This is a genomic window from Psychromonas sp. psych-6C06, assembly GCF_002835465.1.
Taxonomy (GTDB): domain Bacteria; phylum Pseudomonadota; class Gammaproteobacteria; order Enterobacterales; family Psychromonadaceae; genus Psychromonas.
Genome location: NZ_PIZM01000002.1, coordinates 453,528 through 473,383, shown reverse-complemented (window position 1 = coordinate 473,383; position 19,856 = coordinate 453,528). Strand labels below are relative to the sequence as shown.

The 19,856-nt window shown below is 39.8% G+C and carries 15 protein-coding genes; 12 read left to right on the top strand and 3 right to left on the bottom strand.

Annotated elements, in window-relative coordinates; translation table 11 throughout:
- The first annotated feature begins 31 nt into the window (after nucleotides 1-31).
- The 4 genes from CW745_RS05325 to CW745_RS05310 all read left to right on the top strand — a co-directional run bounded on the left by CW745_RS05325 (nucleotide 32) and on the right by CW745_RS05310 (nucleotide 4,097).
- Entirely contained in the window at nucleotides 32-1,444 is a 1,413-nt protein-coding gene (locus CW745_RS05325) for a phosphoglucomutase/phosphomannomutase family protein (protein ID WP_101107477.1), read from the top strand.
- A 175-nt stretch (nucleotides 1,445-1,619) separates the two neighbouring features.
- On the top strand, nucleotides 1,620-1,961 hold the full coding sequence (locus CW745_RS05320) for a hypothetical protein (RefSeq protein WP_101107476.1): 342 nt from the start codon (nucleotides 1,620-1,622) through the stop codon (nucleotides 1,959-1,961).
- Between the two features lie 69 nt (nucleotides 1,962-2,030).
- The gene (locus tag CW745_RS05315) at nucleotides 2,031-3,047 is read left to right on the top strand and encodes a YjgN family protein (RefSeq protein ID WP_101107475.1); all 1,017 of its coding nucleotides are present in this window, start codon (nucleotides 2,031-2,033) and stop codon (nucleotides 3,045-3,047) included.
- A gap of 15 nt (nucleotides 3,048-3,062) precedes the next feature.
- The gene (locus tag CW745_RS05310) at nucleotides 3,063-4,097 is read left to right on the top strand and encodes a M48 family metallopeptidase (protein ID WP_101107474.1); all 1,035 of its coding nucleotides are present in this window, start codon (nucleotides 3,063-3,065) and stop codon (nucleotides 4,095-4,097) included.
- A gap of 276 nt (nucleotides 4,098-4,373) precedes the next feature.
- Here the strand turns inward: CW745_RS05310 and CW745_RS05305 are convergent, their stop codons facing one another.
- Nucleotides 4,374-5,330, bottom strand: coding sequence for an alpha/beta hydrolase-fold protein (locus tag CW745_RS05305; protein WP_101107473.1), 957 nt, complete (start codon nucleotides 5,328-5,330; stop codon nucleotides 4,374-4,376).
- Between the two features lie 137 nt (nucleotides 5,331-5,467).
- Between CW745_RS05305 and CW745_RS05300 the strand changes: the two genes are divergently transcribed.
- The 7 genes from CW745_RS05300 to CW745_RS05270 all read left to right on the top strand — a co-directional run bounded on the left by CW745_RS05300 (nucleotide 5,468) and on the right by CW745_RS05270 (nucleotide 15,292).
- Entirely contained in the window at nucleotides 5,468-5,956 is a 489-nt protein-coding gene (locus tag CW745_RS05300; RefSeq protein WP_101107472.1) for a glutathione peroxidase, read from the top strand.
- A gap of 763 nt (nucleotides 5,957-6,719) precedes the next feature.
- Nucleotides 6,720-8,405 (top strand): ABC transporter substrate-binding protein, encoded by a 1,686-nt coding sequence (locus CW745_RS05295; protein WP_101107471.1) that lies wholly within the window; start codon nucleotides 6,720-6,722, stop codon nucleotides 8,403-8,405.
- A 190-nt stretch (nucleotides 8,406-8,595) separates the two neighbouring features.
- Nucleotides 8,596-9,576 (top strand): ABC transporter permease, encoded by a 981-nt coding sequence (locus CW745_RS05290; RefSeq protein WP_101107470.1) that lies wholly within the window; start codon nucleotides 8,596-8,598, stop codon nucleotides 9,574-9,576.
- Between the two features lie 24 nt (nucleotides 9,577-9,600).
- Nucleotides 9,601-10,560, top strand: a complete 960-nt coding sequence (locus CW745_RS05285) for an ABC transporter permease (RefSeq protein ID WP_101107469.1) — start codon at nucleotides 9,601-9,603, stop codon at nucleotides 10,558-10,560.
- Nucleotides 10,553-12,415: an ABC transporter ATP-binding protein gene (locus tag CW745_RS05280; RefSeq protein ID WP_101107468.1), complete on the top strand. Its 1,863-nt coding sequence runs from the start codon at nucleotides 10,553-10,555 to the stop codon at nucleotides 12,413-12,415. The genes CW745_RS05285 and CW745_RS05280 overlap by 8 nt, the downstream gene beginning before the upstream one ends.
- A gap of 8 nt (nucleotides 12,416-12,423) precedes the next feature.
- Entirely contained in the window at nucleotides 12,424-14,112 is a 1,689-nt protein-coding gene (locus tag CW745_RS05275; protein ID WP_101107467.1) for a glycoside hydrolase family 9 protein, read from the top strand.
- 184 nt (nucleotides 14,113-14,296) lie between these two features.
- Nucleotides 14,297-15,292, top strand: coding sequence for a LacI family DNA-binding transcriptional regulator (locus tag CW745_RS05270; protein ID WP_101107466.1), 996 nt, complete (start codon nucleotides 14,297-14,299; stop codon nucleotides 15,290-15,292).
- Between the two features lie 59 nt (nucleotides 15,293-15,351).
- On the opposite strand, the gene CW745_RS05265 is transcribed toward CW745_RS05270, so the two are convergent.
- Entirely contained in the window at nucleotides 15,352-16,725 is a 1,374-nt protein-coding gene (locus CW745_RS05265; RefSeq protein WP_101107465.1) for a porin, read from the bottom strand.
- A 103-nt stretch (nucleotides 16,726-16,828) separates the two neighbouring features.
- Nucleotides 16,829-18,598 (bottom strand): glycoside hydrolase family 9 protein, encoded by a 1,770-nt coding sequence (locus tag CW745_RS05260; RefSeq protein WP_101107464.1) that lies wholly within the window; start codon nucleotides 18,596-18,598, stop codon nucleotides 16,829-16,831.
- A 256-nt stretch (nucleotides 18,599-18,854) separates the two neighbouring features.
- On the opposite strand from CW745_RS05260, the gene CW745_RS05255 reads away from it, so the two are divergent.
- Nucleotides 18,855-19,856 (top strand): LacI family DNA-binding transcriptional regulator, encoded by a 1,002-nt coding sequence (locus CW745_RS05255; protein WP_101107463.1) that lies wholly within the window; start codon nucleotides 18,855-18,857, stop codon nucleotides 19,854-19,856.

Below are 19,856 nucleotides of genomic sequence, written 5' to 3'. Positions count from 1 at the left end.
AAAGCTGTTTATAAAAAATACGGAGATTAAAATGGTTAAGTTCGGAACAGGTGGTTGGCGCTCGATTATTGGTGATGAGTTTACTAAAGCTAATGTATGTCTAGTTGCACAAGCTGTCGCAAATATCATGGTTAACGAAAGTGCACAAGAAAAGGGCTTTGTTGTTGGTTATGACCGTCGTTTTCTTTCAGATAAAGCATCAAAATGGTTTGCGGAAGTATTAGCTGCAAATGGTATTAAAGTTAGTTTCATCGATCGTTTCGTACCAACTCCTATCGTAATGTACAAAGCTAAAGAGATGGGTTGTATCTATTCTGCATGTATCACGGCTTCACATAACCCACATGATTACAATGGTATTAAAGTATTCATCGAAGGTGGTCGTGATGCTGATGAAGTGATCACTGAAAAAATTGAAGCACAAATGGCGAACATTCAATCAGGTGATATTAAAGCACTTGATTTTGATAAAGCAGTTGAAGCAGGCAAAGTGGTTGTCATCAATCCAATGAACGAATTTGTTGATTCAGTATTAGCATTATTAGATGTTGAAGCGATCAAACAAGCAAGCCTACGTGTATTAATTGATCCAATGTTTGGTGTGGCTAAAAATGCATTACAAACAGTGCTAATTACAGGCCGTTGTGACGTTGATGTTATCAATGATGGTGAGAACCCATCGTTTGGTGGCATGATGCCTTCACCTTCTGCCGCAACGCTTTACCAGCTTAAACACCTTGTTGTTCACGGTGGTTATGATGTAGGTATCGGCACTGATGGTGATGCTGACCGTATTGGTATTATCGATGAAAAAGGTAACTTTGTTCATCCAAATGAAATCTTAATATTACTTTACTACTACTTGCTTAAATATAAAAAACAGACTGGCTCTGTAGTACGTAATATCGCAACTACTCATATTTTAGATAAGATTGCAGCGGATCACGGTCAAAAATCATTTGAAGTTCCGGTTGGTTTCAAACATATCAGCTCGCAAATGGAAGCAGATGACTCATTAATCGGTGGTGAAAGCTCTGGTGGTTTAACGATTCGTGGCCACATCAAAGGTAAAGACAGTGTATTTGCAGCTTCGCTTTTAGTTGAGATGATTGCTGTTTCAGGTAAGAAAATATCTGAGCTACTTGATGAAATTTACGATATCTACGGTTACTCATATACTGCTGAAGGCGACTGTACTTTTAAAGCTGAGCAAAAAGAGATCGTTTACAACAAGATCTACGTAGAAAAATCATTGCCTGACTTTGCTTACGAAATTGAAAAAGTAAGTTACGCTGATGGCCTTAAAGTTTACTTTAAAAATGGCGGTTGGGTGATTGCTCGTTTCTCAGGTACTGAGCCACTGTTACGTATTTTCTCTGAGATGGAAAACCAAACTATCGCAGAAGGTATTGTTAACCAAGTCAAGCAATTCTTAGCACTATAATTTAACTGAAATTATAGCTTAAAAGCCCTATGTAGATTATCTACTTAGGGCTTTTTTTGGCTAATTTACCCACCATAAAAAGTAAATTTTTTATTTTAAAATAATGATATTTGTGTCTTTTTTGTGTTCTTAAATTGATTTATAATTCGCGTTCAATTTTATCATGGACTGCGTAATGCAATTATCTAAAAAAGCAGCACTGTTTTCTGGCTGTATATTTCCTGGGGCAGGTTACTTTCTCGTTGGAAATTTATTACGTGGTTATAGCTTCGTTACCCTATCTTTCTCCTTACTCGCTTTGATTATTTACGATTCACTGCAAAAAGCATTAACTATCTCGCAGCAGATTGTAAGTAGCGGACAAATTCCCACTGATATTAATGGGTTAATTATCCAAATTCGAACTACACCTGGCGCATTCTCATCTGAAATTCATACTTTTATGACGATCGCAATTGCGGCCCTTTGGTTAGTTTCAATCATTGATTGTTATCGTTTAGGTAGATACTGCGACTAAAGATCCCCTAAAACAGGGCAAAAACATTTTTATTCATTCACTTAAATTTATTTTATCAAGGAAGTTTTTATGACAGATATGACCAACGAGAGCAATAGCGCCTCTACTTCAATCGCGCCTTTTAGATTCAATGGGGATGGGAGCGAATACTTTAAAATATGGATTGTAAATGTACTGCTCACTATTGCTACATTAGGCATCTACTCTGCCTGGGCAACCGTTCGCAACAATAAATATTTTCACTCTAACCTTTATTTAGATGATAACAATTTCAGGTATTTAGCTGAGCCTCTTGCTATCTTAAAAGGGCGCATAATTGCTTTGATAGCATTAGGCCTTTATTTTGCAGCCGCTACTTACTCACCTGATTTAGTGGTTGTCTTTGTTCTCGCGCTCTTTATTTTGATGCCTTATTTTTATAATCAATCACTGGCATTTAAAATGCGTATGTCAGCCTATAAAAACATTCAATTTCGTTTTAAAGGTAGTTACGGTGGAGCTGCTATGGTGCTATTTGTTTGGCCAATTTTAGGCATGTTAACCTTTGGTATTTTAATGCCAATGGCAATATTAAAAATGAATCAATATGTGGTTAATAATAGTGCCTACGGGACTTCCCCTTTTAAATTTAATGCCACTTATAAAGATTACGGCATGATATTTTTAATGATGCTTGGTTTTGGGGTTATTGCGGCCATTATTGGCGGAATTGTAAGCCTTATTTTACCTGACGCATTCTTACTTGCTGTTGGGCCATTAGTAGCGATGATCTTCTATTTTGCCATGATTCTATTTTTCTTAGTGTCTACAACAAATCTTTTTTATCAGAAACTTGCATTGGTTGAGCACGAGTTTGATTGTGAGTTGACCATCGCAGGTTATTTTAAAGTAATGCTGATTAATATGTTATTAATCATGTTAACTGTTGGCCTTTATGCGCCAGCCGCTAAAGTACGTATGACCAAATACTTAAGCGAAAATATAGTTATGAAAGTAAACGGTAACCTTGATGACTTCTCTGCAGCTGAAGAAGAAAATGTCAGTGCATTAGGTGAAGAGATGGGGCAAGTCTTTGACTTTGCTTAAAAAAGGAAACTTTGCATGTTAACAATACGCGGTTATTACCTTGATGGTCAAAGTGCTAAACGCGTAGATGCGACGCTTCAATCTCAAAATAGCAGTGGTTTTTCACTGCTTACAGAAGAGCAATCTATCTCGATTGAGTGCGCTGATATCAACATAGAAGCCGCGCTTGGTAATACACCAAGGGAGGTTTCATTGGGTAAATCTGGCTTGTTCATCAGTGAAGAACATGAAGAGATTGAGCAACTGAGCAAATTAATAAAGCAAGGTGGCTTTCCGTTTTCACTGGTGCATAAACTAGAACATAACCTTGTTAGCGTTATCTGCTTTACACTTTCTGTGATTGTTTTTATATGGGCATTAGCGGTGCATGGCATTCCCCATGCTGCCAAAACAATTGCGTTTGAAATGCCTGAGTATGTTGAAGGACATTTATCTTCAAGTCTTGAAGTATTAGATGCGACGATATTAGAGCCCTCGCAATTATCGACTACACGCCAGCAACAATTGCACTTATTTTTTAAACCTTATTTACAAGATCATGAAATGCTTCATCCAACTGTACATTTTCGCTCCGGAATGGATGCCAATGCATTAGCACTTCCAAACGGTGATATCGTTTTTACCGACGAGCTTGTAAAATTGGCTGATAATGATCAGCAATTAGTTGCGGTCCTTTTTCACGAATTAGGCCATTTAAAGCATAAACATATTACTCGGCGTATATTGCAGGATTCGATGATCACATTAGCGGTGTTTCTAATAACGGGTGATATTGATAGTGTGGATATGCTCACTGGTATTCCCACGCTAGTCGTTGATTTGGCTTATTCGAGAGAGTTTGAGCTTGAGGCAGATAAATATGCATTGGAGATGTTAAAGCAATCAAATATTCCAGTAGCAACCTTTGCTGAAATAATGTTGCTATTATCAAACCATTATGAAAGTGATGAGCAGGGCAATCAAGAGCGAAAGATAACCGACTTCTTATCTACTCATCCCAGAACTCAAGATCGTATTGAGCAGGTTAATCAATACCAACAAACTCACTGAAGTAACTTCAAGTAGGAGTAATAAGTTTTGACTCTCTACTGTTGTTTATAAATAGCCATTTTACGCAACGGAAAATGGCTATTTAACCTTAATTTTGGTTAATGGAAACGTAATAGTATTTTGAGTCAGAGAGTGTTGATTTTTAATATAGAGTGTCGTTTGTTTTGCATAATTGAAGGCGAATTATCGTGGCAACAATGAGTTGTCATTAGATAATTTCAGGTAAAGTTTCGCGGAAGTTACTGTATCGCTTTGTCTATCTAGAACGGAGGTTATTTAATACTCTGCACTAAAACACTCACTGATAAACGCTAAAACATAAAGCATGCTTTTGGCAATATGATCAACATGCCCACCATCAAACTCAATCAGTTTCACCTTGTGTCCATCCGTTTGAAGCAGTTCAAATAAATCATGACTATCTTGTATAAAATACTCTTTCAAACCGACATCGAACGCTAAATTAACTTCACTTAAATTGTTACCATAGCGCTGGTAATTACCTAAGTGTGTCCCTTTAATCAAGACTTGCCAGTCTAAGCCGCTAAGTGGAAATTTACAGAATAAAGGTGGGTTATTACTCTCTGGTAGTGTGATTTGTAAGTTATTTAATAGGATATGTGCCCATATATCTAAATTTTCTATAGCAAGTTTTCCTAACGAAGCCTGTTGCAGAGACTCAAAATGCGCATCGTAAAACTCTTTAAGCTCCATCAAAGAGGTGGGCTTGATATTAGGGGCGCTCATCGCAAAACCATGTTTAAATACATTAGGTGATAAAAACAGTGTTTTTAAAACTGCGTCGCCACCTGAGCTATGGCCAATAATGGCACGATTTTCCCACCCCTGCTGACACCTAAATTTAGCTTCAATGGCGTTGATTAAATCATGGCAGATAAAGTCTTGCCAATTTCCTTGGATAGGTGAATTAAGGTAAGCGCTACAGGTTTGGCGCGTGCTATTTTCTGGTACAACGATAATCATCTCGTTGATCTTTCCCTGCTCGATTAAGCTATCTGCTATTTCGTGTAGTGGTATCTCATCACTGAACCATGCGTTGGCATTACCACCAAAACCATGCATCAAATAAATGACAGGATAGTGGCGCGTTGTTGATGCTTGATAGCTAGGCGGCAAATAAACGAGCACTTCACGTTGTAACTTATCACCTAAGCGGTTATTAGTTAATGATGGAGCGTCGATAGTTATTTGTATCGGATTAGTGATCGTCATCTGACTTCCTTTTCGTATTGCCACTATAAGTAATGGAAATGCACTAACAAAACCATTAGACAAAGCCTAGTGTGTTTATTTTATTGGTTATTGGCAAGCGTGATCTACAATTATATATCAACTAGTTAGGAAGGTTTATGAAGGCAACATTTTATGACTCAGAATTTCTCATTGCAGGAAAGCAAAATACCTTAGCGCAGTGGCGAGATAAAACTCTTTTGATTGTGAATAGTGCAACTCAGTGTGCATTGGCATCGCAATTTACTGGTTTACAAAATTTGCATGAAAAATTTCATGAGCAAGGACTTGTTGTGATTGCCTTTCCCTGTGATCAGTTTTTCAAACAAGAGCCAGAAACTGATCAAAGTATGACACAGGTATGCCAATTAAATTTTGGTGTTAGTTTTGATATTGCCCATAAAGTAGCGGTAAATGGTCAGCATACTCACCCAATATTTCAATACTTAAAGAGTCAAGCGCCTGGGATATTTGGCAGTGAAAAAATAAAATGGAACTTTACAAAGTTTTTGGTTTCACCTGGTGCAAGCCAGATAAAGCGATACTCTCCTTCTGTAAAGCCTGAAAACTTGATTGAAGAGATAGAGATTATGTGTCAATCAACATGATTTAATTCAAACAAATCAAAGCACTTTGGGGTTTACATTATGTGCTTTGTCGCGTAGTAAAATAACCTAATGCAATACGTATTGTGTTGAAACCGCAGCGCAATACTTGTTGAGCACTTTACTGTGTTTTCTCCTATTAATCTGGAATAACTGCATTGCATAGGCTCAGCCTTGTATTACTTGCTATTAACGTAGTCAATGGATGCAAATAGCCAACAAATTGTTGCAAAAATAAACTCGAAAGATCAACAAGACCTACTGTGCTTGCTACTTTTTAGCGGTACGACTCACCTGCTTTAAAGCTAAGTTATTAATTCTAAAAACATTTGAAATTTAAAGTTAAGCTTTAATTTATTAATATATTGATGATGAGAGGTTAATATTGTGATGCCGATCTTCTATTTGTGAAATAAATATCATTTCCTTAGCTATACTTCATGAGGCGTATATTTTACGCTAAATAATGGTATCGATCCCATTCTTATTTTTACATTTTAACTTGCTGTTTTTATTTGATATTTGCTTTTAACCTGTCATTTCACAAATAAACTGTCTGTTTTTAATTCGATCTTACTCACAAATAGCCTTGCTGATAGTTGATTGATATTTATCTCGATGTAAAAATGGGTTCGTTCCCATTATTTATTAAAAGCACTTACTAAGTATGTAATATGCACTATTAATGTGTGAATTACAGTGACGTATTCTTTTAACATATTGTTTTTTATGAATATAACAAGTTTATTAAACATGGAGAGTCAAAATGAAAAAAACAGTTCTGGTCAGTTGTTTATTAGCGGGGCTTGCTACTTCTAGCGCAGTTGTTGCACAAAGCGAAAAGGCACAAATAAAGCAAGGTGGTGATTTAACGTTGATCACTAAATTAGTAGATGCCCATGTTCGCAATTTTAACCCTTATAACGATGCTGTGGGGCAGTATTATGCGCGTGATTTTATGTATGAGACGCTGTGGATCCCAAATATTATGCACCCCGATAAACCTATCCCTGTTCTTGCGACCTCCTACGATGTGGCAAAAGACCTTAAAAGTGTCACTTTTAATTTGCGTGAAGGGGTGAAGTGGTCTGATGGCGAAGAGTTTACTGCAGATGACGTCGTGTTTACCGTTGAACTTGCTAAAAAATTTCCTGCTTATAATGTGCAAGGCGTATTGTGGTACGACGAAACAAGTGGCGAAGGCAATATTGCCTCAGTTGAAAAATTGGGTAAGTATCAGGTACGCATTAACTTACAAAAACCAAATGGTCTTGCTTACTTAGGTCTAGGGGCAATGTACCCACTCCCTGAACATATTTGGAAAGATGTCAAAGATCCTAAAAATTTCCGTAATGAAAACCCAGTTGCGACGGGACCTTTTATTAATGTTAAACGCTTTACACCTTCAATTATTAAAGTTTGTCGTAACGAAAACTATTGGCAACAGGGCAAGCCTTACTTAGATTGTCTTAAATTCCCACAATACTCTGGTAATGAGCAAGCCTTAGCAGCTGCTGCTAAAGGCCGTGTTGATTGGCTCGGTGTCGGCTTATCTGATACCAAGTCTTACAGCAAAAAGTCCAAAGATAATAAATTCTGGTTATCGCCTGGTGGTAATACAAACTTGCAGTTAAACACGACTAAAGCGCCTTTTAATAACCTTGAGTTCCGTAAAGCGATGAGTATGGCCATTAACCGTACGGATTTGGTTGAGTTTGCCACCTTTGGATTAACCACGGCGACAAAATATCCGATTGGTACTGGTGAGTTTTATAAGTCTTGGTACAACGAAGAGAATCTCGCTAAATATAAATATCTGATGGAATACAACCCTAAAGCTGCGATGAAGATATTAGATGATGCTGGTATTAAGGATATTGATGGTGATGGTTGGCGTGATAATGCCGACGGTACGCCGATTAACTTTAAAATATCGGTACCAAGTGGTTGGACTGACTGGGTAAATTCGGTTATGCAAATTTCTGAAAACCTACAAGATATCGGGATCAATGCACGTGCACATACACCTGATGAAAATGCATGGTTTGATGCTGTGCCAACGGGTGACTTTGATGCCTACATTATGTGGACTCATTCTAATGTTGTGCCATGGGGAACCTACAACGATATGTTCAACCCAAAGGATATGAACCCACCCAAATTAAGCTTTCAAGCGATGCATCAGATGCGTTTGCCTGAATTAATGGTTGAACTTGATAAGTTTACACAAACCATTGATTTAGATGAGCAAAAAGCTTTGATTGGAAAAGTGCATGAAATAGTTGCTGAAAACTTACCGGTTATCTCACTGTTTGCTAATCCTGAATGGTACGAATATTCAACGCGTAACATTACCGGATGGGTAACAGAGGAAAATCCATATGTGCGACCAATGGTACATGGTGGAACGCCTGAGCGTTGGTTCCATGTATTACAGCTGCATCAAAAATAACCCCTTAATAACTCGGCGCGTTGTTCTTTAGATTAATTACTGCGTTGAAAGTGCTCACTTGGTAAACCAAGCTCTGCGCTTTCGCCTTGTACTTAATCAAAATGACTTAGCGCTGAGTCACTAAATTTTATCAACATTTATAACTTCTACTTTCTCAATATATTAATGATTAATACAACTGGAGTTTCACATGAAGTTTCTATTGACCCGTTTAGGTTTTTATCTAAGTGCGTTTTGGGTCGCAATCACACTTAATTTCTTTTTACCGCGTTGGATGCCGGGTGATCCTGCGACGCATCTGTTCGTTAGTTTAAAAGGTAAAATGAGCCCTGAAGCACTGGAGGCGATTAAAAAAGCCTATGGTTTTGATGGTTCATTGTGGGACCAATATTTAGCTTATTTAGGAAAAATATTTAGCGGTGATTTTGGTATTTCAACTACCAACTTTCCTGCTCCGGTTTCGGAAACACTTTTTTATGCTGCGGGATGGACACTGTTTTTAGTGGGGATCTCAATCGCTATCTGTTTTGTATTAGGCATGATGTTAGGGGTTAAGTCTGCATGGCGTCAGGGGCGTTTTTTCGATACCTTTTTTACTCCCTTTAACGTGATGTTATATGCATTTACCCAACCGGTTGTCTGTTTATTGCTGTTTTATGGTTTTTGTATTGAACTGGAATGGTTTCCACTAGGAAGAGCACATGATCCTGCATTAGATCCAGGGTTTACCTTTGAATTTATTGGCAATGTCGCTTATCACGCAGTTATTCCGCTGTTATCGCTGGTGGTGATCGGAGTCGGTAGCTGGCACCTTGGTATGCGTAACACCATGATTAACTTGTTAAACCAAGATTTTATCACCATGGCCCGTGCTAAGGGATTAAGCCAGCGTCGCGTGATGTACCGTTATGCTGCGCGTAATGCCATTTTGCCACAGATCACGTCATTAGCGCTGACCTTTGGTTATGTCTTAGGTGGCTCTTTCATCGCCGAATATGTTTTTAACTACCCCGGTTTAGGGAAGTTTACGTTAGCTGCTATTCAATCACGAGATTACGCCTTTATTCAAAGCCAACTGCTACTTGTAACGGTATGTGTTCTAGTGGCAAATATCATCTCTGATCTGCTTAATTTATGGCTGGATCCTCGCTTGCGTTATGCAGGTGCTTAACATTTCGAAAGGGATATCTTAACGATGAGTATTAAACAATTATCTGCGGATTTGAAACTGGGCAAACAGCCCAAATTAACTTGGTTACCTGCACCATTACGTGTTTTTGTACTTGATAAACGAGGTGCGATAGGCTCATTAATGTTGCTGTTTATTGTGCTGATTTCATTACTTGCACCTGTGCTAGCACCTCATGATCCTTACCGTCGCTCGGGTGCTTCTCATGAGCCACCAAGCAGTGAACATTTACTGGGGACCACTCGTATGGGGAAAGATGTTTTCAGCCAGCTTTTATATGGTGGGCGAACCTCTTTAACCGTAGGTTTTGTCGCGAGTGTGTTATCAACATTAATTGCAGTAGTGATTGGTGTGACCTCGGGATACATGGGGGGGAAAGTCGATGAGATATTAACTTTTCTTACCAATGTAATGTTGGTCATACCGGGGTTACCGTTAATCATTGTATTAGCGAGTTTTTTTGATGGGGGGGCAAGTCCAATGGTGATCGGCTTAGTATTTGCTATCACCGGCTGGGCATGGATGGCACGTGTTTTACGCACACAAACCATGACTATCCGTACGAAAGAGTTTGTCACTGCTGCTGAGCTAATGGGAGAAAGCCGATTACGGATAATTTTGGTTCAGATTTTTCCTAACATGCTCTCTTTAACGGTGGGTGGTTTTGTACTTGGTACCATTTACGCAATTTTAGCGGAAGCGGGACTGGAGTTTATCGGTATTGGAGATCCGAGTGCTGTGACATGGGGAACTATGTTGCATTGGGCTGAAAGTAACCAAGCACTTCAGCAAGGTGCATGGTGGGAAGTTTTTCCTGAGGCAATCGCTATTATGTGGACAGGCGCTGCATTAGTAATGATTAATTTTTCTGTTGATCAGATAACTAACCCTGCCTTAGGCGCGAAAAAAGGAATTCGTAAAATTAATAAATTTTTAAACAGTCGAGGCATTGCTAGTTATGAATAATCCACTTATTAATGCAGATGAGATGCAACAGTCCGCTAAAGAGCACCTGCAGCAACAGGCTATTTTAGAGGTTAAAAACCTCTCCATACATTACATCGGTAGCAATGAAATATCGCAAGCTGTTAAAAAAGTAAGCTTTGCTATCCACCCAGGTGAAGTGCTCGGTTTAGCGGGAGAATCTGGTTGTGGTAAAAGTACTATTGCTTTTGCGATTGCTCGTTTGACTAGTTTACCCGGCTTAATCACTGATGGTGAAATCCTGTTTAAGGGCGATGATGTATTGCGTTATAACGAAAATCAACTTCGCTGTTATCGTTGGGCTTGTACCAGCTTAGTATTTCAAAGCGCGATGGACTCGTTAAATCCAGTGATTAGTATTAAAGAGCAGATTTGTGACACCATTCTAGCTCATAAACCTATCTCACCTGATGATGCGTTGATTCGTGCTCGAGAATTGATGATGATGGTTGATTTAGATCCTGACAGATTAAATGAGTTTCCACATCAATTTAGTGGTGGCATGCGCCAACGCATCGGGATTGCGCTTGCGATGGCGCTTGAACCTGAACTGATTATTATGGATGAGCCAACCACTGCATTAGATGTAGTGGTGCAACGAGATATCATTGAGAAAATATTTGAGTTAAAAGAGAAGTTAGGCTTTGCCGTACTATTCATTAGCCATGATTTGAGTATGATGGCTGAATTTGCTGATCGTATTGGCGTCATGAAAGAGGGCGTATTACTTGAGATAGCACCCGCTGCCAAAGTATGGGATAACCCTGAACACGCATATACTAAACAGTTAGGTGATGCGTTTTTAACCTTAGATGAAGCAAAGGGAGAAAAGCTTACGCCGATCAGTGATGAAGAGCGACAAGCAACCCCGTTACTCGAATTAAAAGGAGTGCATAAGGCCTTTAAAACTAAACAGGGGTGGTTTAGCCATAAAAAATTCAATGCATTGCATGATGTCTCATTTAAATTACGTAAAGGCCGTGCAATGGCTTTAGTGGGTGAGTCTGGTAGTGGTAAGAGTACTTGCGCTCGAATCTTATCGCGAGTTTATCCACCGAGTGCAGGGGAATTGCATTACAAAGGGATCTGCTCAACTGAACTACAGAGCCAGCAATCGATCCGTGATTACCAAAAAGCAGTGCAGATGATCTTTCAAGATCCCTTTAGCTCACTTAACCCGACTTTAACCATCGGTTATCACCTTCGTCGGCCACTTGAATTACACCATCAATTTGACAGTGAGCAAGCAATACAGGATGAAATATATCGCTTATTAGCATTAGTTGAGTTGACCCCTGTTGAAGAGATGGCTGCTCGTTATCCGCATGAGCTAAGTGGTGGACAACGTCAACGTGTTGCCATTGCGCGTGTACTTGCAATTAAACCCGATATTATTCTTGCCGATGAACCTACCTCAATGCTAGACGTATCATTACGCACCGGGGTATTGGATCTACTGCAAAAACTCAAAGAAGAGATGGGTATCGCGTTTCTCTATATCACTCACGATATGGCTACTGCGCGTTATTTCGCTGAAGAAACTGCGGTGCTTTATCGGGGGCATATTGTTGAATGGGGCGATAGCCAAACTTTGGCCAAAAATCCTCAACACCCCTATACACGCTTATTACTTGATTCAGTTCCTGATCCTAAACGACCAATTGCAGAGCGTATCAAGGAAGGTAAAAACCCACTACGAGATATTTGGGATCCACTTGGAAAAGGTTGTGTTTATTCACAAAAATGCAGTGGAAAATTTGGAGAGTGTTCGCATATGAACGCGCCGATTGTGGAAGTTGGAAAAAACCACTTTATTCGCCAATTTGAATATCTATAGGTGAGAAAATGAATAAGTTATTAATTAATCATTTAGGTTATGACTGCAACGCTCCAAAACAAATTATTTTGCAACAAACAAGTCCATTGTTTGCTGAGCAAGAAGTACTGTTTGAATTACTAAATAGTGAAACCTTAAAATGCGAATTTAGTGGTTACATTGATTATATTGGCAGTGTTGATAACTGGTCTCAGGGGTATTTTAGCGTTCTAGATTTTTCTGCATTTGAACAGCAGGGGTCATATATTATGCGCGTTAATTGCTTGGCAGAGGTGATTGAGAGTGAGACATTTGTTATTAAAAACTCGACGCATTTTAAGCAAAGTTTCGATCTGTTATTAAGTTATTTTAGTAATCAACGCTGTCAGGATATGTGGGATGAAAAAGATCGTTCAATCGGTTTTTATGGTGATAAACGTAAAGACAATGTGGATGTGCATGGCGGTTGGTATGATGCCTCGGGTGATAAAAGTAAATATCTGAGTCATCTTTCCTACGCTAATTATATGAACCCACAACAAACACCAATGGTGGTGTGGAATATGTTGGCCAGCTTTGAAAACCCTTTGTTAAGCGCGCCCCAATGCGAAGCGTTAAAAAATGAAATATTATATGGCGCTGAATTTTTAGCGCGTATGCAAGATGAACAGGGCTATTTCTATACCACTGTGTTTGATCAATGGAGCCATGACCCCGAGAAGCGCATGATCTGTAGTTACAAAACGCAGTCAGGATATTTAAATAGTCAGTGGCAAGCTGGGTGGCGAATGGGGGGCGGTATGGCGATTGCTTCTTTAGCACGTGCGAGTTTAATTCCCTGTGAATTGCGTGAATTATATCTTCATAAAGCTGAAATTGGTTTTTGGCATCTTGTTGAGCACAATCTTTCCTATCTAGATGATGGTATTGAAAATATTATCGATGATTACTGTGCATTGTTAGCTGCCATTGAGTTGTATGCTGCCACTAAGCAGTCTCGTTATCAAAAAGTTGCTGTTGCACGTGTCAGTTCGTTAATCAAACGTCTGACTTATGACAGTCAATTTTATGGTTGGTTAAGCGCTGATCATTTAGGAGAGCGTCCTTATTTTCACGCTGCAGAAGAGGGGTTACCGATGATTGCATTATTACGCTTTTTATCGGTGATGCCAGTCGAAGACTCACTGCGTGATAAGATTCATTCTACCTTACAGCAGATGGCTCGTTGTTATGTAAAACTAGCGGAAGAGGTGAACAACCCTTTTAGTTATCCGCGCATGTACAAAATGACCAGCACCAGCCCGAAAGCGAGTAGCTTTTTTTACCCGCATGAAAATGAGTCCGGATATTGGTGGCAAGGAGAAAATGCTCGTTTGGCCTCCCTCGCGAGTGCATTTAAATTATTAGTTAAAAGTGGCATTGTTGAAACGACCTTACAGCATAAGTTAGCATTGATTGCGCAGAGCTCATTAGATTGGATTCTAGGAAAAAATCCGATGGATATCTGCATGCTCAATGGCTTAGGTTATCATAATCCACCGGAATTTGACCCTCTACATGAAAGCATTAAAGGGGGGATCTGCAACGGCATCACCTCGGGATTGTGGGATGAAAATAGCATTGCATTTTCACCAACCCATGATCCTAACCATGCATGGCGATGGAGTGAGCAGTGGATACCGCATAGTGCTTGGTTTTTACTTGCAATTTCCTGCTAAAAGTTTATGTTATTAAGTAGTATCGAAAAGGGGCGAAAGCCCTTTTTTACGTCCTCTAAATGGCAAGCCTTTATTTCGTTTCTGGTTGCGTAACCTCTTATTATGAAATATTAAAATGAGTGACGTATGCGCAATAATGAGTTTCCAGGAAACCCTGATTACATCACCCAAATAAGAAGAAAATATGGTCACAATTAAGCAGGTATCAGCCCACTCTGGCGTTTCAAAATCCACCGTTTCACGTGTTATTGCTAATAATGGTTCTGTTTCTAAAAAAGCCCGCGCAAAAGTAGAAGCTTCTATCGCAGAACTTGGCTATCGCCCAAACAGTTTTGCTCGTAGCCTTAAAAGTAATAAGTCTAATGTTGTTGGTGTTGTTGTTGTTAATATGGGCAGTGCTTTTTACGCTGAAATGCTAGGGGGCATTCAAAAAGCATTTATCGATAGCGACAAACATTTGATGGTGAGTAGTGGTTACGGCGATAAAACCATTGAGTTTGATACTATCAGCTCATTGATAGATAGGCAGTGTGATGGGCTATTGCTGTTTCTTGAGAGTGACTTTACAAAAGCTGAAATTAACAAGCTATGCAATCGTGATATTCCGATTGTATTGATGGGACGCAATGGTATCCCTTTCGGTTATAGTTCTGTGCAGGTCGATAATCAAAGTGGTGGTTATGTTGCGACTACACGTTTGATTGAGGCAGGGCGCCGTAAAATAGTACATCTTGCTGGCCCACAAAACCTATCAGATGCTCGTGATCGTTTGCACAGTTTCTGGAAGGCTGTGGAAGAAAGTGCTGATATCCAAAAAAGTGATTGTCGCGATGTGATTGGTGAATATACCGAAGAGTTTGGCTATGAAAGCGTTAAATCACTGCTTGCCGAGGGCGCTGATTTTGATGCTATTTGTGCGGGTGATGATGATATTGCTGCGGGTGTTTATATGGCACTTCGTGAAGCGGGTAAAAAGATCCCAGAGGATATCGCTGTAGTGGGGTACGATGATAACTTCCATGCTCGGCATATGAACCCCCCCCTCACATCGATGCGTCAGCCGATTGAAGAGATTGGTCTACAGGCGGGTAAAATGTTACTTAACATGATGCAAAGTAACGATAGTACCAATATCAATGCGGTACTAGGTGCTACTTTAGTCGAGCGAGAATCGGTTTAACTTTTATTATTAAAAATGGCTCTTTAATCGAGCCATTTTTTATTGGCTGAATGATAACTTTAGATAAAGTTATACGGCATGATCAACTGTAAACGGAAGTCTTGTTGAGATTGTGCATACCAACCTCCATTGAGGTCTGGGTTTTGCTCATTTCTGTTTAGATGTGTAACGTGAAATAGCAGTGTTGAACCTTTTAGGTTGCCAGTTGGAACGGTATAACCAATGTTACCATTCACAGCCCACTCTTTATCCATATAAGCTTGATCATCACCAATGGTTGCCAATACAACCCCCCCATTTAGCCAAATACCGTTATCGAAGCTATAACTCACCTTATTGAACCAAGCAAGTTCTTGGTTTTGATTAAAGTCAGACATCGCATCCCACCATAAACTAAAGGTACCAGCATTAGTACTATAAGCGCCCGCCACCATTCTGTTAGCAAAGCCGTCAGGACCTGCTGTGGTTGCATCGGCTAAATGTGTATATTGTAGTTCTGAATTCCATGTTAAACCGCCAACAGGTAATTCAAATTTCAGACCATGCATTGCTCCTAGTCCGGCATAATCACGTTCAGAATTAACCATGTAAACATCGTATCCGAGAGAAAAGCTTTCGCCCCAATAATCAAGTGCTATTTGTAATGAGGTACTACTATCGTCATCACCCTGTACCCATTCTCCGCCTTCTATCTCTTTCCATGCGGTCGCATACTCTTCGGTAAGTTTAGCGTAACCTAGGCCTAATTTTGCATCAATGCCTGCAATATTACCGGTGATCTCTGCAGCATGAATATATTTGTAATTTAATTTACCATCAGGTGAGTCAGCCACCGTTTTTTGCCACGTTGCAGTATGTGAATCTACGAAAGCGTAACCTAAATTAAAGTGTTCAAAGGCAGCGAAAATTTTAGCTCCGCGATAAGTTCCTGGTACATATCCCCAAACGTTACCCAGTGTCCCGACGCCCATGTCGGTATAACCAAAGTCACCATTAACATTGGCAAGTTGATATTTAATCGCCGCTTTAGTGAATTTGAAGGTGCCATCTTCACTTGGATTATTTGACCAGCCAGAACAATAACTTATCTCAGTACATTCGGTGGTTTTTTGATCTAATGTGCCTGCATAGAGGCCGGTTAAATCGACGCCGATTCCATTATCACCGGTAAAACCAGATTGAAAGGCCAACACTAAATTATAATCAGTGTAGTTGAGCGCATCTTCAAGCTCTCCCTCTTCACCTATTTTATTTTTCTGAATACGCGTATCGACAAATGCTGCTGCCGAAAGTGTCGCATCTTGAACAAATTCATCGATGGCTTCGGTATAGCCGGGCACCGTGGCACTTTTTTCTGCACTGTGAGCGCCACTTGAAAGACAGCCTAGGGCAGTTAATACGGCAATCGAGAGTAGAGATTTGTTACTTTTCATGGTTGACTCCTGTCATCTGTGTTTATTAAAAAGGGTAAAAAAACTGCCAGTGCGTATAGGTACTTTGCTGTGACGGTCGTGCAAAGGCAGTGTAAGGAAATCGTTATTGCTTCATTAATTTGTCATAGGCACTAAGCAGATAGATGCCTGCTGCTTGCCCCCATACCACCGTTTCCATGGTCTGAAAGTCGTGGCTGTCATCGTAAAAAACTTCTGTCTCTGTATTAAATGTGCTAAGCGGAGTGTCTAGATCAACTGACATCCATTGCAACATTTCATCGTGGGTGGTCTTATCGCCCGGACCTTCTGCGATTGCACCCTGTGGAAAGGTATGACTGAGGTTATAAATTTGCCCGTAGATGTTTTTAGCGCTATTGGGTTGATCTTCAAGTGCGATAAATAAAACCCCCCAATTATTTTTACCTAGTAGATAATCGAGGCTAGTTTGAATCATGGTTTTATTTTTGTTTTCTTGGCTAGCTATGTCATGTTCCGCTGCCGTGGCTGAGTTCAATAAAGCATTCGGAATTGGGGCCCAAGTTGGCGCTGTCAAAGTGCCCCAAATATTGGCTTTTTCACTGGAGAAATCTCGAAAATACTGTAATTCTTGTTGGGCTTTTCGAGCACTTTCTGAATGTATGCTTGCTAACGCATTGTTTGCAACGAGTTGTAAGTCAGCCCAACTTACCCAATAACCGATCTCGACTTTACTCGCTATTTTATTGATATCATCACGATAACGTGGGGCATCAGTGGCTTGAAATAAGGCACTACTTGCCAGTGCTAAGTTATCGTAACCAGTTTTATCCCGATAAAATTCATTAACACTGTTGTTTTCAAAAGCACCTGCTTGTGGTTGGTTAATATCAATCGCATCATAAATAGCGATTGCTTGTTGCAAATATTGGCTTGCCAGTTCTTCTTCATCAATCGATTTGAAAACGCTTGAGCCGAGTGCTAAAGCGGCTGCTGTTAACCCCATGTGAGGCATGGAATAAGCAGAAAAGGCTTCACGTTTACCATCACGGCTATCATTTTCGGGTAAGCGGTAACCCTCGTTGTGGTCATCGCCGGAGGAAACTTGAATAATAAAATAGGGAGGCTGATAAAGCTTCATCAAATAATCAAGACCGAACTGCGCTTCTGTTAATAACGCTTTGCCATTGTCCTGTTGAAAAAAATCAGGGTTTACTTGGTATGATTTAAGTAATAGATAAGTTGTCAGCGCATTGGTAATTGTAAATTTAATGTAATCACCTGCGTCATACCAACCTCCACTGACATCGATAACAGTTTGTTGTTTATCTGCTTGCCATTGCCCTTCACTCCAATCTCCTTGAGGTTGGTAAATGGGGGCTTTTTTATCGCCTAAGTGAGATGCAGGAAAGGGCGCGATGCGTTGCTCTCCGCTACGTGCAACACTTAAATGTTTGAGCATTTCATTGGCCAAAGGCGGATATAAATCCGCCTTTATTGAAAAGCTTTCTTGCGTGATTAAATGCTCTTTATTGTATATCGATAGCTTATATTCACCTTCAGTTTGTAATTCACTTAGATCGATAGTGTGATTAAAAGGCTTGGCCGCAAATTCGCTTCGGCCCGATATAGAGTCACCAATAATCCCTTCTGTGATGTTTTTACTATTACGCGTTACTACCCATAAGTTGCCTTTGAGATCATGGTCAGCAATAACCAGCATTTTTTTATCAGCCTTGGGTAAATAACCAACTTGGTTGTAGCGAAGAAAAGCATCATTTTTTAAGTCGTTGCTGAGCATCCTTGGTGATGTAGTTGTGTCATCTGCCGATACACATCCCTGTTGCGTTGCGCAGGCTAACATTATGGCGGTGACTAATAATGAACGTTTGAACATGATGATCTCCTTCTCAATTCATAATTGGTTTATTTTGGTATCGTTCCCATTTGTTGTATGATAATCACTCACTTAAGTTCAATACAATAGATAAATTTAGGTTGGGACAAAGTGTGGGAATCGCTTCTTTTTTACTGAAAGCTACTGTTTTTAAAGAGGTTTGTAAGCGTAACAATTAGTTAACAAATATTTTTATCGCTTACTTTTGTGAGCTAAGACAACGGATGTTTTAGCGCGTTTAGGGAAGGGGGGTTAAATGGCAACCATTATTGATGTTGCAAAACTGGCGAATGTCTCCAAATCGACAGTTTCCAGAGTATTAACGGACACAGGAAGTGTCTCCGAGTTAGCAAGAAAAAGAGTGTTGTTGGCAATTAAGCAACTTGATTACCATAACAATAAATTTGCACAGGGTTATCGTCGTAACTGCTCCAATACCATCGGGGTGGTTTTGGTGGATATGACTAGCGCGTATTTTTGTAGTTTGCTCGAAGGGATTCAATATGTTTTTTCTGAGCAGGGTATGAGTGTTTTAGTTGCCAGCGGTTATGGAGTTAAAGAAAAAGAGATCCAAGCTATCAAGTCCTTAATGCAACGTCGTTGTGATGGATTAATCACTTACTTAGAAAACAGTGTTGATGCGACGGATCTTTCTTTAACGGAACGATTTACGACGCCCTTGATCACGATTGGCCCCTCTAGTGCTTTTCAAGCACAAGCATCGGTTGAAATTGATAATCACGCGGGGGGATATTTAGCAGCCAAAAGTTTGCTAGAGGCGGGGCATAAAAAAATAGTACACCTCGCTGGCCTGAGTTGTTATCAAGATGCAGGCAAGCGCTTAGCGGGTTTTGAGCAGGCAATGCAAGAATATGCAAATAACGATTATTATGTCGTACGTGGAAAATATGAAGATCAGTTTGGATATTCTGCTACTAAGTTATTGCTCAAGAATGGCCTTGCTTTCACCGCTATTTGTGCTGGTGATGATGATATTGCCGCTGGTGTATATCTCGCGTTACGTGAAGCCAATATTAACATACCAAAACAGGTGTCGGTAATTGGTTATGACGATAACTTCCATGCAAAACATATGTTCCCTGCATTATCCACAATTAAACAGCCCAGTAGAGAGATGGGAGAGGCCGCAGCAAAACTACTCTTAGATCAACTAGATAATAAACAATCAATCGATAAATGTTTGAAAATTACGCCAAGCTTTATCAATCGTGATTCAATTTTTCCTGTGAACGGATAA